Origin of the sequence: Streptomyces sp. XY431, assembly GCF_001279805.1 — a bacterium.
Lineage (GTDB): Bacteria > Actinomycetota > Actinomycetes > Streptomycetales > Streptomycetaceae > Kitasatospora > Kitasatospora purpeofusca.
On sequence record NZ_LGDO01000413.1, the window covers coordinates 1 to 15,576 of the forward strand.

Here is a 15,576-nt window from a genome sequence, read left to right on the forward strand (position 1 = left end):
GGCCGGGGCCGACCGGCCCGCCGCTCCCGCCGCCCCTCCCCCGCCGGACACGGCAGCCCCGCCGGACTTCGCGGCCGCGCTGGCGGCCGGGCCGCTGGTACTGGACGGCGGGCTGTCCGAACGGCTGGCCTCGGCCGGGTTCGACCTGACGGACGCGCTGTGGTCGGCCCGGCTGCTGGCGGACGCGCCGGAGGCGGTCGTGGCGGCGCACCGGGCGTACTTCGAGGCGGGCGCGCGGGGGGCGATCACCGCGAGCTACCAGGCGAGCTTCGCCGGCTTCGCCCGGCGCGGGGTGGGCCGGGCGGCGGCCGCCCGGCTGATGGCCGGCAGCGTGGAGCTGGCCCGGGAGGCGGCCCGCGGACTGCCCGGGCCGCGCCGGTGGGTGGCGGCCTCGGTGGGCCCGTACGGGGCGGTGCTGGCGGACGGCTCGGAGTACCGGGGCCGGTACGGGCTGACGCCGGCCGAGCTGGAGGCGTTCCACCGGCCCCGGCTGGAGGTGCTGGCGGCGGCCGATCCCGACGTGCTGGCGCTGGAGACGGTGCCGGACGTCGACGAGGCGCGGGTGCTGCTGCGGGCGGTGCGCGGGCTGGGGGTGCCGGTCTGGCTGTCGTTCGCCGCGGCGGACGGGCGGACCCGGGCCGGGCAGCCGCTGGCGGAGGCCTTCGCGCTGGCCGCCGGGGTGGAGGAGGTGGTGGCGGTCGGGGTGAACTGCTGCGCGCCGGAGGAGGCGGACCGGGCGGTGGCGCTCGCGGCGCGGGTGTCGGGGAAGCCGGTGGTGGTGTATCCGAACAGCGGCGAGGGCTGGGACGCGGCGGCCGGGGCGTGGTGCGGGGAGCCGACCTTCGGGGCGGCCGGGGCTCCGCGGGCCGACGGCCGGGCCAGGGTGGCGGGCTGGCTGGCGGACGGGGCGCGGCTGGTGGGCGGCTGCTGCCGGGTCGGTCCGGCCGGGATCCGGGCGGTGGCCGCCGGGGTGGCCGCCGCGACCGGGGAGCGGGACACCGGCGAGCAGGACGTCGGGGAGCAGGGCGTCGGGGAGCAGAACGCGGGCCGGAACGGCACCGGCCGGTAGGACGCCGGGACCTGACGGGCGGCGGTGCGCCGGCGCACGACCGGGTCGGCCGACGCAGGTTACCGAGGGGGAAGGTGCACGGAACGGCGACGGCCTGGCAGACTCGTGCCGTTACCACTGCGGTCGACAATGTCGACCGCCTGTCCGCGCGGAGGTACCAATGCCCGGCCCGATCCAGTCGCTCTCCCGGGCCGCCGCGATCATGCGTCTGCTGGCCGGCGGCGAGCGCCGCCTGGGCCTGTCGGAGGTCGCGACGGCGCTGGGCCTGGCGAAGGGCACCGCCCACGGGATCCTGCGCACCCTCCAGCAGGAGGGTTTCGTCGAGCAGGACCCGGAGAGCGGCAAGTACCAGCTGGGCGCCGAGCTGCTGCGGCTGGGCCAGAGCTACCTGGACGTGCACGAGCTGCGCGCCCGGGCCCTGGTCTGGGCGGACGACCTGGCGAGGGCGTCCGGGGAGACCGTCTACCTGGGCGTGCTGCACCAGCGCGGGGTGCTGATCGTGCACCACGTCTTCCGGCCGGACGACACCCGCCAGGTGCTGGAGGTCGGCTCGATGCAGCCGCTGCACTCGACCGCGCTGGGCAAGGTGCTGCTGGCCTACGACCCGGTGGCGCGCGGCGAGCTGGGCGAGGGCCCGTTCGAGTCGTACACCGCGCGGACGCTGACCGAGGCCGCGGACGTGGACGCCGAGGCGGCGCTGACCCGTGAGCGCGGCTGGACCGACTCGGTGGAGGAGACCTGGGAGGGCGTGGCCTCGATCGGCGCGCTGATCCAGGACCGGCGCCGCAATCCGGTGGGCGCGGTCTGCATCAGCGGCGCGGTCGAGCGGGTCTGCGAGGACGGCTTCGTGAAGCCCTCGCTGGTCGCCTCGGTGCGCAGCGCGGCCAGGGCGATCTCCCGGGATCTGGGCGCCGGGCGGTTCTGACCGCGCCGAGGGCCCGGTTCCGCCCGGTTCGGACCGTTCCCGGCCGCCCGGCCGCAGGCCCGCAGTACCACAGGAAAACGTTCACGCTGAGGCGCGGACGGGCGAAATGCCCGTCCGCGCCTTACCGTTTTGTCCAAAATTGCGATGATCCCTTCAGTGACTACGGGTAGCGCGGCGAGCCAAGGGTCACAGCTGCGTAACCCGGCCTTGACGAGAGGGCGACCCGGGGAGGAAGCTTCCGCATGACGGTCGACATTGTCGAACGATGGCCGTGCGAATCCATCCCACAGAGCGCTCACCCGCCCAGCGATCCGCCCGGCCCCTGCCCCCACCCGCACCTCCGGGCCATATGGACAAGGGAGTCTTTGTGTCCGCGTTCTCCAACGGCGACATCTTCGTCGGCGAAACCCTCGGCACCGCCGCCCTGATACTTCTCGGCGGTGGCGTCTGTGCCGCCGTGACGCTCAAGAAGTCGAAGGCCCTGAACGCCGGCTGGCTGGCGATCACCTTCGGCTGGGGCTTCGCGGTGATGATCGCCGCCTACATGTCGGCTCCGAAGTCCGGCGCCCACCTGAACCCGGCCGTCACCCTGGCCCTCGCCGTCGACAGCGGCGACTGGAGCAAGGTGCCGATCTACCTCGGCTCCCAGCTGCTCGGCGCGATGATCGGCGCCGTCTTCGTGTGGCTCACCTACCTCGGCCAGTTCCAGGCCAACCAGGAGCCCACCCTCGGCATCTTCTCGACCGGCCCCGAGATCCGGAACCCGGTCCAGAACCTGCTCACCGAGATCATCGGCACCTTCGTGCTCTGCCTGGCCATCCTCACCCAGGGCCTGACCAAGGGCCTCGGCCTCTCCGGCACCGGCATCCTGATCGTCGCCTTCACCGTGGTCGGCATCGGCCTCTCGCTCGGCGGCCCGACCGGCTACGCCATCAACCCGGTCCGCGACCTGGGTCCGCGCATCGTCCACTCGCTGCTCCCGATCCCCAACAAGGGCGGCTCCGACTGGTCCTACGCCTGGATCCCGGTGGCCGGTCCGATCATCGGCGGTCTGCTGGCCGGCGGCCTGTACCACGCCGCGTTCTGATCCCCCCGGGTTTCCGCCCCACCCGAGCACGGGGACTGACCTGAGAGTCAGGCCCACCGCCCCCCGCCAACCTCTTGAGCCGAGGACCCTCATGACCTCCACTGGCAACTACATCGCCGCGATCGACCAGGGCACCACCTCCAGCCGCTGCATCATCTTCGGCGCCGACGGCCGGATCGTCTCCGTCGACCAGCAGGAGCACCGGCAGATCTTCCCCCAGCCCGGCTACGTCGAGCACGACGCCGCCGAGATCTGGACCCGGGTGCAGTCGGTCGTCCGCGGCGCGCTGGAGAAGGCCGGCCTGACCAAGGACGACATCCGCGCGATCGGTATCACCAACCAGCGCGAGACCACCGTCCTGTGGGACAGGAACACCGGCGAGCCGGTGCACAACGCGCTGGTGTGGCAGGACACCCGCACCGAGGCGCTCTGCCGCGAGCTGGGCCGCAACGTCGGCCAGGACCGCTTCCGCCGCGAGACCGGCCTCCCGCTGGCCAGCTACTTCGCCGGCCCGAAGATCCGCTGGCTGCTGGACAACGTCGAGGGCCTGCGCGAGCGCGCCGAGGCCGGCGACATCCTCTTCGGCACCATGGACACCTGGGTCATCTGGAACCTCACCGGTGGTGTCGACGGCGGCAAGCACGTGACCGACGTGACCAACGCCAGCCGCACCATGCTGATGAACCTCAAGAGCCTGGCCTGGGACGAGGAGATCGCCGAGTCGATGGGCGTGCCGATGGCCGTCCTCCCGGAGATCCGCTCCTCCGCCGAGATCTACGGCGAGGCCGTCGGCGACCTGGCGGGCGTCCCGGTCGCCGCCGCGCTCGGCGACCAGCAGGCCGCGCTGTTCGGCCAGACCTGCTTCAACGAGGGCGAGGCCAAGTCCACCTACGGCACCGGCACCTTCCTGCTGCTCAACACCGGCGAGAAGATCGTCAACTCGTACCACGGCCTGCTGACCACGGTCGGCTACCGGATCGGCGACCAGGCCCCGGTGTACGCCCTGGAAGGCTCGATCGCCGTCACCGGCTCGCTGGTCCAGTGGCTGCGCGACCAGCTCGGCATCATCTCCACCGCCGCCGAGATCGAGACCCTCGCCAACACGGTCGAGGACAACGGCGGCGCCTACTTCGTCCCGGCCTTCTCCGGCCTGTTCGCCCCGTACTGGCGCTCCGACGCCCGCGGTGTGATCGCCGGACTCACCCGGTACGTCACCAAGGGCCACCTGGCCCGGGCCGTCCTGGAGGCCACCGCCTGGCAGACCCGCGAGGTCGTCGACGCCATGCAGAAGGACTCCGGGGTCGAGCTCACCGCCCTCAAGGTCGACGGCGGCATGACCAGCAACAACCTGCTCATGCAGAACATCGCCGACGTCCTGGACGCCCCGGTCGAGCGCCCGTACGTGGCCGAGACCACCGCCCTCGGCGCCGCCTACGCGGCGGGCCTGGCGGTCGGCTTCTGGAACGACCTCGACACCCTGCGGGCCAACTGGCACCGCGCCGCCGAGTGGACGCCCCGCATGGACGAGGCCACCCGGGACCGCGAGTACAAGAAGTGGCTCAAGGCCGTCGAGCGCACCATGGGCTGGGTGGAGGAGGAAGAGAACAACTGATCGCGAAGCCGGTCGGGGCCCCGTGCCCCGGCCGGCCCGCTCCCGTTTCACCGGCCCGCCGCACCGGGCCGACCCGGTCTCTCCGCACAGAGGCCGTACGCACACCGAGAGGAGTAACGGCGCCGCCCGACCCGCGCGCCGTACACACACCATGGCAACCATCCCGACCCTGGGCGCCGAGCGCACCGCCGGCCGCACCGCCTCCCGCGCCGAGACCCGCGAGCTGCTCGGCAAGGCCACCTACGACCTGCTGGTGATCGGGGGCGGCATCCTCGGCACCGCCGTCGCCTGGACCGCGTCCCAGGCCGGCCTGAAGGTCGCCATGGTCGACGCCGGCGACTTCGCCGGTGCCACCTCCAGTGCCTCCTCCAAGCTCGTCCACGGCGGTCTGCGCTACCTGCAGACCGGCGCGGTCAAGCTGGTCGCGGAGAACCACAAGGAGCGCCGGGTGCTCTCCACCGACGTCGCCCCGCACCTGGTCAACCCGCTGACCTTCTTCGTCCCGGTCTACAAGGGCGGCCCGCACAGCGCGCCCAAGCTCGGCGCCGGCGTCTTCCTCTACTCGGCGCTCTCCGCCTTCCGTGACGGCATGGGCCGGGTCTCCACCGCCGCGCACGCCGCCCAGCAGGTGCCCGCGCTGCGCACCGAGGGCCTGCGCTCGGTGGCCGTCTACGGCGACCACCAGATGAACGACTCGCGGGTCGCCGTGATGACCGTGCGCGCCGCGGTCGAGGCCGGCGCCGTCGTGCTGAACCACGCCGAGGTCACCGGCCTGCGCTTCACCGGCGGCCGGGTCACCGGTGCCGAGCTCAAGGACCGCCTGGACGGCACCGAGTTCGGCGTCGACGCCCGCCTGGTGCTGAACGCCACCGGCCCCTGGGTGGACCACCTGCGCCGGATGGAGGACACCGGCGCCGCGCCGTCAATCCGGCTGTCCAAGGGCGCCCACGTGGTGGTCAAGCGCCGCTCGCCGTGGCGCGCCGCGCTGACCATCCCGATCGACAAGTACCGCGTCTCCTTCGCCATCCCGTGGGAGGACCACGTCCTGCTCGGCACCACCGACGAGGAGTTCACCGGCGACCCGAAGGACGTCCGGGCCACCGAGGCGGACGTCGACCAGATCCTGGGCGAGGCCGCGCACGCGATCCGTGACGAGCACATCGACCGCGACCTGATCACCTACAGCTTCGCCGGGCTGCGGGTGCTGCCCGGCGGCCCGGGCGACACCGCCGCCGCCAAGCGCGAGACGGTCGTCACCGAGGGCAAGGGCGGCATGCTGTCGGTCGCCGGCGGCAAGTGGACCACCTACCGCCACATCGGCCGCACCGTGCTGGAGAAGCTGGCCCACGTGCCCGGCACCTCCCTCGGCGAGGACATGTCCCCGATCGCCCCGACCGTCCCGCTGCCGGGCGTCGGCGCGCCGAACGCCGTCGCGCACCGCCTGCTGATCGACCGGGACCCGGGCTCGCGGATGGAGCCGCTGGTCGCCAAGCACCTGGCCAGCCACTACGGCACGCTGTCCTTCGACATCGCCCGGATGATCGACGAGAACCCGGAGCTGGGCCGGCCGATCCACGAGGACGGCCCGGACGTCTGGGCGCAGGTCGCCTACGCGGCCGCCAACGAGTGGGCGTACACCGCCGACGACGTGCTGCGCCGCCGCACCACGATGACCGTCCGCGGTCTGGACACCCCGGAGATCCGGGCCGAGGTCGAGACCTTCCTGGCGAAGCACGGGACCAAGTAGGACGGGACCAAGTAGGACGGAGCGGGTGACCGGCACGGTCACCCGATTCGCAGGGCGGGCACCCCGGAGCGGGGGTGCCCGCCCTGCGGCGTGCCCGCCCGCCACCACCCGCCACCGGCGTCCCCGCCGCCCCCCTGACCTGCGGGAACGTCGAAGCGTGGCCGTTCGCGTACGGTGCGTCTCGATCGGATCACCATTCCCGGGAAATGTTCAGACAATGGGCCACTTTGCACCATTTGTCATGATCAGCTTGCCATTTGATCTTTCCTATGCTCCGCGCATCGCTCCCGTTCAAGAGCGAGTCAAGGAGCCCCCATGCATGTCTCAAGAAGGACCCTGAGCGGTCCACCGGCCGCCGCGCTGGCCCTGGCCCTGGTGCTCGGCGCCGGGGCACCGGTCGCGTTCGCGGCCAAGCCACAGGCCAAGCCCACCCCCGGCAAGCCCCCCACGGCTGCCCCGCTCGACCCCGGGCTGAGCATCGGCACCGCCCGGGCCGCCGCGCAGAAGACCGGCAAGCGGATCGAGGCCGTCTCCGAGCGCGACGAGACCTCCACCACCTGGGCCAACCCGGACGGCACCCTCACCACCGAACTGTCGGCCGGCCCGGTGCGCTTCCTGCGCGACGGCAAGTGGGCCGACGTCGATCTCACCCTGAAGACGGCCGCCGACGGCTCGGTGGCGCCCGCCGCCCACCCCAACGGCCTCAAGCTGGCCGGCGCGGGCGGCAAGCGCCCCCGCTCGCTCGCCGAGTCCAAGGCCCTCCAGGCGGCGCCGGCCGGCACGGAGGCGGCCGGCGCGGAGGCGGCCCGCACCCTCGTCTCGCTCGGCTCCGGCGACGACCAGCTCGCCCTGGAGTGGCGCGGCGGCCTGCCCAAGCCCGAGCTGAACGGCACCCGGGCCACCTACCGGGACGCCATCGGCGACGGCGCCGGCGACCTCGTCGTCGAGGCCACCCGCACCGGCTTCGAGCAGTTCGTGCTGCTCAAGCAGCGCCCGGCCACCGGCGGCTACACCTACACCATGCCGCTGCGCGCCAAGGGCACCAAGGCCGAGGCGCAGCCGGACGGCAGCGTGCTGTTCACCGACCGGAAGAACGGCCAGAAGCGCGCCGTGCTGCCCGCGCCGGTGATGTGGGACGCCACCACCACGCCCGGATCGAGCGAGCACCCCCGGCAGGCCCGGGTCGGCCTGGAGGTCGTCCAGCACGGCGACACCGTCGACCTGGTCTTCACTCCGGACGCGGCCTTCCTCTCCGACCCGGCCACCGTCTACCCGGTGACCGTCGACCCGGCGACCGCCGGTCTCGGCAACGCCTTCGACACCCGGGTCCAGAAGGGCGAGACGGTCGACTGGTCGGCCGACACCGAGATCTACTGGGGCAACTCCGGCACCAAGAACGCCGACGGCAGCTCCCGCGAGGCCCGGGCGTTCATCAACTGGAACACCGCCGGAATCGCCGACGCGCTGGTCTCCAGCGCGACGCTGTCGCTGTACAACTTCCACTCCGGCAACAGCGACTGCCAGCCCTACACCTGGGAGGTCTGGGACACCGGACTGGCGTCCACCGCCTCCCGCTGGACCGCCCAGCCGGCCTGGAAGGCCAAGAAGGGCAGCTCCACCGAGACCAAGGGCCGCGACGCCTGCGGCGGTGACGGCTGGATCAACGCCAACGTCACCGACCTCGTGCAGACCTGGGCCTCGGCCAAGAACAGCACCTCCGGCATGGGCCTGCGCGCACCCGACGAGGTGTCGACGAAGTACTGGAAGGAGGTGAACTCCGCCAACGCCTCCAGCAACGTGCCCAAGCTGACGGTGAACTACAACTACCGCCCGCGCACCGGCACCAAGCAGCAGGCCGGCCCGCCGTTCCTCCAGGACGGCACCGGCACCTGGCGGGTCGAGACCACCACCCCGGTGCTCCGGGACACCTTCGTCGACCCCGACGGCGACAAGGTCACCGGCACCTTCCAGCTGGTCGACGCCATCTCCGGGGCCCAGGTCGGCGCCGTCAACGTCTCCGGCTACGTGCCCAGCGGCACCCCCTCCGAGGTCACCGTCCCGGCCGGGCTGCTGGAGTACGGGCACACCTACCGCTTCCGCAGCTCGCCGTACGACGGACTGCACTACAACCTGACCTGGTCCCCCTGGGTGACCTTCACCGTCAGCCCGCTTCCGGACGTGCCCACCGCGCTCCAGACCGGCGCCGACAAGACCCTGACGCCGGTGCTCTCCGCCCTGGCGACCAACCCCAACCAGGGCCGGGTCCGCACCGAGTTCGTACTCAAGGGCTCGAACGGACAGCCGCTGCCCACCGCGCTCGCCCCCGCGTGGACCGAGAGCGGCAGCCGGGCCACCGTCCAGGTGCCGACCGGCGCCCTGACGGACGGCGCCGACTACACCTGGGCCGCCCGGGCCTGCACCGCCGTCGGCTGCTCCGCCTGGAGCGCCGACCAGCCGCTGGCCGTCCGGGTCCAGGCCCCGCCGGTCCCGCCGGCCGCGACCTCGGTCTCGTTCACCGGCGCCACCCTCACCGACGCCTCGGCGGCCACCGCCGGCAGCGGCTGCGACACCGGCGCCTGCCCGGCGGCCGACCCCGCCGAGCTGCGGATCGGCACCACCCCGGACGGCAGCAGCTGGACCGGCTGGCTCAAGCCCGACCTGTCGGCCGTCCCGGCCGGCTCCCGGGTGGTCGGCGGCAAGCTGGCGCTGACCCGCTCGGACTGCGCCGCCGGCACGCCCGGCTGCGAGGAGACCTCGGTCGACGTGTTCCAGCTCGGATCGGCCTGGGCCCCCGCCCAGGGCGGCGCCGCGCTGGTCGCCGCCGCGGGCGTCGACAGCTACGCCTCCGCCGCGAAGCTGTCCGAGACCGACCTGGCCGCACTGGCCGGCTCCTGGATCGAGAAGGGCGAGGCCTACGGACTGGCCCTGCGCCCGGCCACCGGCTCGACCGGTGTCGCCCGGTACTTCTCCGCCACCGCCGCCGACCCGGCGCAGCGCCCGAAGCTGACGCTGGACTACCTGGCGCCGACCGCGCCGGGCGCCGCCGAGCTGGTCACCGCCACCGGCGGGGACACCGGTCTCGTGGTCGCCTGGAACGCCCCGACCGACCGTGGCTCGGTCGGCGACGTCGGCTACACCGTCCGGGTCGAGACCTCGGCCGGCGTGCTCGTCCAGGAGATCGCCACCGCCGACATCCGGGCCGCGTTCACCGGCCTGGACAACACCAAGTCGTACCGTGCGGTGGTGACCGCCCGGAACAGCTTCGGCGCCGCGGCTCCGGTCGCCTCGGCCGTGGTGCAGGGCACGCCGACCGCCGGCGGCCCGGACCAGTACCGCGGCTACGTGCAGGAGTACCTGGACGCCCGCAACAAGGTCAAGATGCGGGCGGGCTTCACCGTGCCGGAGGCGGCCGCCGAGGCCGCGCACGGCAGCGTCTTCGTCGACCTGCTGGCCACCCAGGACGCCTCGCTGGTCGCCAACCGCGAGGCGCTGGCCACCCAGGGCCAGCAGTACGCGGCCGCGGCGGTCACCCTGACCGACGTCGTGGTCGACCAGCAGACGGCCGGCAAGGTCGTGGTGCGGGCCACCGTCAAGGACACGGTGATGATCCGGGCCGACGGCGTGGACTCGCCCAGCGAGAGCGCGGGCCCGAAGCGGTTCGAGTTCACCGTCGGCACCGCCGCCGTGCTGGTCTCCGAGGCCGACGACCTCGCGGCCCAGCAGAAGCTGTCCTCCACCGCCGCCGCGCAGGCGCAGGTCGAGGTCGCGGACGCGACGCCGACCGACCCGGCGGAGGCGCAGAAGGCCGTCCCGCTGGACGCCAACGGCTTCCCGGTCCAGCCCGCGCAGCCCGCCTCCGGTGCCGTCCAGGCCGGTTACAACTACAACGGCACCGCCGACTGGGCCCGCCGCAACGTCGGGATCAAGTGGGACTACGGGCAGGACTGCACCAACTTCGTCTCCAAGGCGCTGTACTACGGCGGCGGCATGCGCTTCCGCTACGGCTACAAGAGCTGGGACAGCGCCTGGTGGACGAACGACTACTGGATGTTCGGCTGGCGGATCAACCGCAGCTACACCTGGGCCGGCGCGGCCAACCTGCACCGGCACCTGATGTACAACCGGTACTCGACCTGGCTCCGCTGGACCTCCGACGCCCGGCCCGGTGACATCGTCTTCTTCAAGTGGAAGAACGAGAGCCGGATCAACCACGCCGCCGTGGTGGTCAGCTGGGGTGCCCGGATGGAGCTGCGCCAGCACGGCCGGCAGGGTGTCACCACCCTGAACGACGTGCTGGCGTGGTACCGGCAGAAGAACGACCCGATCGAGTGGTTCGTCGTCGTCCGCCCGCTCGGGACCAACTGATGGCGGCGGGGCGGCCGGTGACGGCCGCACTGGCGGCCGTGCTCTCGGCCGCCCTGCTGGCCGGTTGTTCGAGCGGCGCCGGGAACGCCCGGCTGGAGCACGCGGCCGACTACGCCGCCCATCCGCACCTCCGGGTCACCGGCTACCCGGTACCGGAGACGCTGGGCCTGGTCCAGCAGGTGGTGTGGCGGCTGGCCGACGGCTCGGCGGACCGGCTGGTGAAGCTGGCCGCCGCCGAGGGCCCGGCCGACGCGCGCCGGGCGGCGGCCGAGGAGTGGATCCGGACGTACGGGGCCGACGCCGCCGGGGAGGTCAGCGCCGACTTCGGCGACGACCCGGTGAACCGGCAGACCGTACGGCTGACCTTCCACGGGAGCGGCCGGGTGAAGGAGCTGACGCTCCGCCCCGACGACTCCGACGGCTCCGGCTCCGACGGCGGGGCCTGGCGGGTCCTGCTGCGCTGACGCGGCCGTGAACGGCGGAAAGGGCGGGTGCTCCCTCGGGAGCACCCGCCCTTTCCGCGTCCTCGCGCCGACGGCCCGGCTAGACGATCAGGCTGAGCGGCATGATCAGGGCGATCGCGACCACCGAGATCACCGTCTCCATCACCGACCAGGACTTCAGGGTCTGGCCGACGCTCATCCCGAAGTACTCCTTCACCAGCCAGAAGCCGGCGTCGTTGACGTGCGACAGGAACAGCGAGCCGGCGCCGATGGCGAGCACCAGCAGGGCCGCGTGGGTGGACGACATGTCCGCCGCCAGCGGCGCGACGATACCGGCCGCGGTGATGGTGGCGACCGTCGCCGAACCGGTGGCGAGCCGGATCAGCACCGCGATCAGCCAGCCCAGCAGCAGCGCCGGGATGTGCCACTTCGACGACCAGTCGCTGACCGCGGTGCCCACGCCCACGTCGATCAGGGTCTGCTTGAAGCCGCCGCCCGCGCCGACGATGAAGACGATGCCGGCGATCGGGCCGAGCGAGGAGCCGACGGTCTCCGAGATCCGGGCCTTGTCGAAGCCGGCCGCCCGGCCCAGGGTCAGCATGCCGAGCAGGGTCGCGGCGAGCAGCGCGATCAGCGGGGAGCCGACGAAGTCGAGCACCCGCTGCGGCAGCGCCTTCGGGTCGTCGATCACGACGTCCGCCAGCGCCTTGCCGAGCATCAGCACCACCGGCAGCAGGATGGTCGCCAGCACGGCGCCGAAGGAGGGGGTGTGCTCGCGCTTCGCCGGCTCCACCGGGGTGTCGGTCTCCGGTATCTCCAGCGGGCCGACCCAGCGCTCGGCCACCCGGGCGAACAGCGGACCGGCGACGATCAGCGTCGGGACGGCGATCAGCAGGCCGAGCGCCAGGGTGACGCCGAGGTCGGCCTTGAGCGCGTCGACCGCGACCAGCGGGCCGGGGTGCGGGGGCACCAGGCCGTGCAGCACGGACAGGCCGGCCAGCGCCGGGATGCCGATCCGCATCAGCGGGACGTTGCCGCGCCGGGCCACCAGCAGCACGATCGGGACCAGCAGCACCACGCCGACCTCGAAGAACAGCGGCAGGCCGAGCACGGCCGCGATCAGCGCCATCGCCCAGGGCAGCGCCTTGGTCCGGGACCGGGACAGCACGGTGTCCGCGATGATGTTCGCCCCGCCCGAGTCGGCGAGCAGCTTGCCCAGCATCGCGCCCAGGCCGATCAGCAGACCGACGCCCGCCACGGTGGCGCCGAAACCGGTGGAGAAGCTGCTGAGCAGCTTGTCGAACGGCGCGCCCGCGACGGCGGCCAGCAGCCCGGAGCCGAGCGTCAGGGCGAGGAAGGGGTGCAGCTTGAGCTTGGTGATCAGCAGCACGATGGCGCCGATGGCGAGCAGCACGGCGACCAGCAGCCGGCCGTCGCTGTCGGTGTGCGGGAGGACCGGTGGGGCGGCCGCGAGCACGGTGAGGGTGGGGGTCACGCGAGGTCTCCATTGACGGGCCGCAGCAGGGCGGCGGCCTTCTCGACGAGTTCTTCGGGGCTCGGCCCGATGTCCAGGACGGCGCCGCGCTCGTCCGGGCCGAGGGGTTCCAGGGCGGCGTACTGCGAGCCGAGCAGGGACGGCGGCATGAAGTGGTCGGTGCGCCGGGCGAGCCGGTCCTCGACCAGTCCGGTCCGGCCGCTGAGGTGCAGGAACCAGGCGTCCGGGCAGGCCGCGCGCAGGATGTCGCGGTAGCCGTGCTTCAGCGCCGAGCAGGTGACGACGCCACCGGTGCCGGCCTCGGCGCGCTCCCCGAGCCAGGCGCCGACGGCGCGCAGCCAGGGCGCGCGGTCCTCGTCGTCCAGCGGGATGCCGGCCGACATCTTGGCGATGTTGGCGGGCGGGTGGAAGTCGTCCGCCTCGGCGAAGGGGAGGCCGAGGCGTTCGGCCAGCAGGCGGGCCAGGGTGGTCTTGCCGACACCGGAGACGCCCATCACCACGACGGTGAGGGGCGCGCGGGGGGTGTCCTGGTTCTCGACGCTGAGAGCCATGAGGTGGTGCTCCTTCGTTGCCTGGCCGCCACTATCGCCTCAAAGGTATGACGTATTCAAGTGCCGGAAACCAAATCGTCATACTTTTGCCGGGCGGGTGGAGGTGGCGGGACCGGGGGCACGGAGGTGGGGGCACCTCCGGAGGACTAGGCTGGCCGGATGGAGATCCAGGGGCTGCCCGGCCGACTGCTCGCGGAACTGGGGCCGGCCATCGCGTCCGGGGAGCTCCCCGAGGGCACCGTGCTGCGCGCCGAGGAGCTGGAGGAGCGCTTCGGCGTCTCCCGGACGGTGGTCCGCGAGGCGGTCCGGATCCTGGAGGGGATGCGGCTGGTGGCCTCCCGCCGCCGGGTCGGCATCACCGTGCAGCCCCGGTCGGACTGGGACGTCTTCGATCCGCTGGTGATCCGCTGGCGGCTGGCCGGCGCCGACCGCTCCGCTCAGCTGCGTTCGCTCGGCTCGCTGCGGCTGGCCGTGGAGCCGGCCGCGGCGGCGCTCGCCGCACGGCACGCCACCGACGACGAGCGGCGCCGACTCAGCGCGCTGGCGGTGGAGTTGACCATGACGGCGCGCGCCGCCGACCTCGCCACCTTCCTCCGGCACGACATCGAGTTCCACTCCACCGTGCTGCAGGCCTCGCGCAACGAGATGTTCGCGCATCTCGGGGACACCGTCGGCGCGGTGCTGACCGGCCGGACCGAGTACCATCTGATGCCCCATCAGCCGGAGCCGTACGCGATCCGGCTGCACCGCGAGGTCGCCGAGGCGGTCTGCGCGGGGGACTCCGAGCGGGCCGAGCAGGCGATGCGGACCATCGTCGAGGGCGCGCTGACCGAGCTGAACCACCAACTCGGCTGAGCGCGCCGGGGACTCGGCGGGCCGTTCGGTACGGTCCGAGCCGGATCACACGATTTGGCATCAGTTCGGGGGATTCGTGCGCATAGTCCGGGTACGACTGGGCAGAGTGGAGCGCGGGGGCGCGTTCGCGGCGCCCGCCCCGCCGTTGGTCCGCCGTACCGTCCGCCGCTCGTCCGCCGCCGCTCCGTGCCTGGGGGTCGCCCGATGCCAACCGCCCGCCGTCGCCGCCGACTTCCCGACGAGGTGCGGACCGCCGTCGTCCGCGCGGTGCTCTGCCTGGCGTTCACGCTGGTGGGCATCGTGGTGGCGGCGCTGTCCTCGTACGCCGACAGCTGGCTGATGACTCCGGCGCTGATGGCGATGGGGCTCGGGGTGTTCGGCACGATGTGGTGCCTGCTGGAGATCCTGATCTCCCGCCAGGTCGCCGCGCAGCGGGTGCGCGCGCCGAACTCCGCCTCGCCGATGGGCGGCAGCCGCACTCCGGCCGGCCCGTCGCAGTACCGGCAGCCGCCGCAGGCCCAGTCCCAGTCCCAGCCCCGTTCCCCGACGCCGTCCCAGCCGCGCCCCCGGGCGCCGCAGCCGCAACCTCCGTACGGGCAGCCGCCGCAGCGCCCCGGGACACCGCCGCCCCACCCGGGCGGCGGCCCCGGACCGCGTCAGGCGGGAGCGACCACCCGGTAGTGCGTGGTCAGCCGCCCGTCCTCGTCCAGCAGGTGGAAGGCGATCACCGGCGGCTGGTCGAAGATGATCTCCGCCCTGCCCTCGCAGGGCAGCGGAACGGTGGAGACCACGCCCGGCGCGACCAGCAGCGGGAGCCCGGCGAACACGGTGGCCGCCGCGGTGTGCGCGTGGCCGCAGAACAGCGCCCGCACCCGGGGGTGACGGCCCAGCACCTCGGCCAGCCGCTCCTCGCCGAACTGCCGGATCGGGTCCACGTACGGCAGGTGCAGGGTGACCGGCGGGTGGTGGAAGGCGACCAGCGCCGGGCGGTCCGCCGGGCCCTCGGCCAGCGTGCGGTCCAGCCAGCCGAGGGTCTCCTCGTCGAGCAGGCCGTCGTGCCGGCCGGGGATCGAGGAATCGAGCATCAGCACGTCGGCGCCGGGCAGCGCGTGCAGCCGGTTCACCGGGCCGCCGGACGGCTCCTCGTTGAGCAGCACCTCGCGGTAGGGCTCGCGGATGTCGTGGTTGCCCGGGCAGAGCAGCACCGGGTACCGGGAGGTCAGCACCTTGGCGACCTCCCGGTACTCGGCCGGCAGTCCGTTGTCGGCGAGGTCGCCGGTGACCAGCACGGCGTCCACCGGGCCGGGCAGGGCGTCCACGTGCGCCATCACCTGCTCGGCCCGCCGCCGGGCCCGCTCCCCCGCGTCGCCGTGGTGGTCCTGGCCCAGATGGATGTCACTGAAGTGAACGATCGTCAGCATGCGGTC

The 15,576-nt window shown here is 73.2% G+C and carries 12 protein-coding genes; 9 read left to right on the forward strand and 3 right to left on the reverse strand.

Annotation, left to right across the window (positions count from 1 at the left end; genetic code table 11):
- The first annotated feature begins 79 nt into the window (after positions 1–79).
- The 7 genes from mmuM (at position 80) to ADK60_RS27520 (ending at position 11,269) form a co-directional block, all read left to right on the forward strand.
- A complete protein-coding gene (gene mmuM, locus ADK60_RS27490) occupies positions 80–1,069 on the forward strand; it encodes a homocysteine S-methyltransferase (RefSeq protein WP_079008727.1) in 990 nt (329 codons plus the stop codon).
- Between the two features lie 160 nt (positions 1,070–1,229).
- Positions 1,230–1,994: an IclR family transcriptional regulator gene (locus ADK60_RS27495; protein ID WP_053649546.1), complete on the forward strand. Its 765-nt coding sequence runs from the start codon at positions 1,230–1,232 to the stop codon at positions 1,992–1,994.
- Positions 1,995–2,343: 349 nt separating this feature from the next.
- The gene (locus tag ADK60_RS27500) at positions 2,344–3,081 is read left to right on the forward strand and encodes an MIP/aquaporin family protein (protein ID WP_043477260.1); all 738 of its coding nucleotides are present in this window, start codon (positions 2,344–2,346) and stop codon (positions 3,079–3,081) included.
- A gap of 91 nt (positions 3,082–3,172) precedes the next feature.
- Positions 3,173–4,693 (forward strand): glycerol kinase GlpK, encoded by a 1,521-nt coding sequence (glpK, locus tag ADK60_RS27505; protein ID WP_045941847.1) that lies wholly within the window; start codon positions 3,173–3,175, stop codon positions 4,691–4,693.
- Positions 4,694–4,844: 151 nt separating this feature from the next.
- Entirely contained in the window at positions 4,845–6,440 is a 1,596-nt protein-coding gene (locus ADK60_RS27510; protein WP_045941848.1) for a glycerol-3-phosphate dehydrogenase/oxidase, read from the forward strand.
- A gap of 315 nt (positions 6,441–6,755) precedes the next feature.
- Positions 6,756–10,805 (forward strand): DNRLRE domain-containing protein, encoded by a 4,050-nt coding sequence (locus tag ADK60_RS48205; RefSeq protein ID WP_053649547.1) that lies wholly within the window; start codon positions 6,756–6,758, stop codon positions 10,803–10,805.
- Positions 10,806–10,822: 17 nt separating this feature from the next.
- A complete protein-coding gene (locus ADK60_RS27520) occupies positions 10,823–11,269 on the forward strand; it encodes a hypothetical protein (RefSeq protein ID WP_159400609.1) in 447 nt (148 codons plus the stop codon).
- 79 nt (positions 11,270–11,348) lie between these two features.
- On the opposite strand, the gene ADK60_RS27525 is transcribed toward ADK60_RS27520, so the two are convergent.
- The gene (locus ADK60_RS27525; RefSeq protein WP_045941850.1) at positions 11,349–12,743 is read right to left on the reverse strand and encodes a GntP family permease; all 1,395 of its coding nucleotides are present in this window, start codon (positions 12,741–12,743) and stop codon (positions 11,349–11,351) included.
- Entirely contained in the window at positions 12,740–13,294 is a 555-nt protein-coding gene (locus ADK60_RS27530) for a gluconokinase (protein WP_045941851.1), read from the reverse strand. The genes ADK60_RS27525 and ADK60_RS27530 overlap by 4 nt, the downstream gene beginning before the upstream one ends.
- A 159-nt stretch (positions 13,295–13,453) precedes the next feature.
- Between ADK60_RS27530 and ADK60_RS27535 the strand changes: the two genes are divergently transcribed.
- Both ADK60_RS27535 and ADK60_RS27540 read left to right on the forward strand, forming a co-directional pair.
- Entirely contained in the window at positions 13,454–14,149 is a 696-nt protein-coding gene (locus ADK60_RS27535; protein ID WP_053649552.1) for a FadR/GntR family transcriptional regulator, read from the forward strand.
- A gap of 204 nt (positions 14,150–14,353) precedes the next feature.
- On the forward strand, positions 14,354–14,830 hold the full coding sequence (locus ADK60_RS27540) for a hypothetical protein (protein WP_159400610.1): 477 nt from the start codon (positions 14,354–14,356) through the stop codon (positions 14,828–14,830).
- Here the strand turns inward: ADK60_RS27540 and ADK60_RS27545 are convergent.
- Positions 14,806–15,570, reverse strand: a complete 765-nt coding sequence (locus ADK60_RS27545) for a phosphodiesterase (RefSeq protein WP_053649587.1) — start codon at positions 15,568–15,570, stop codon at positions 14,806–14,808. The two genes, ADK60_RS27540 and ADK60_RS27545, sit on opposite strands and share 25 nt — an antisense overlap.
- Positions 15,571–15,576: the final 6 nt, after the last annotated feature.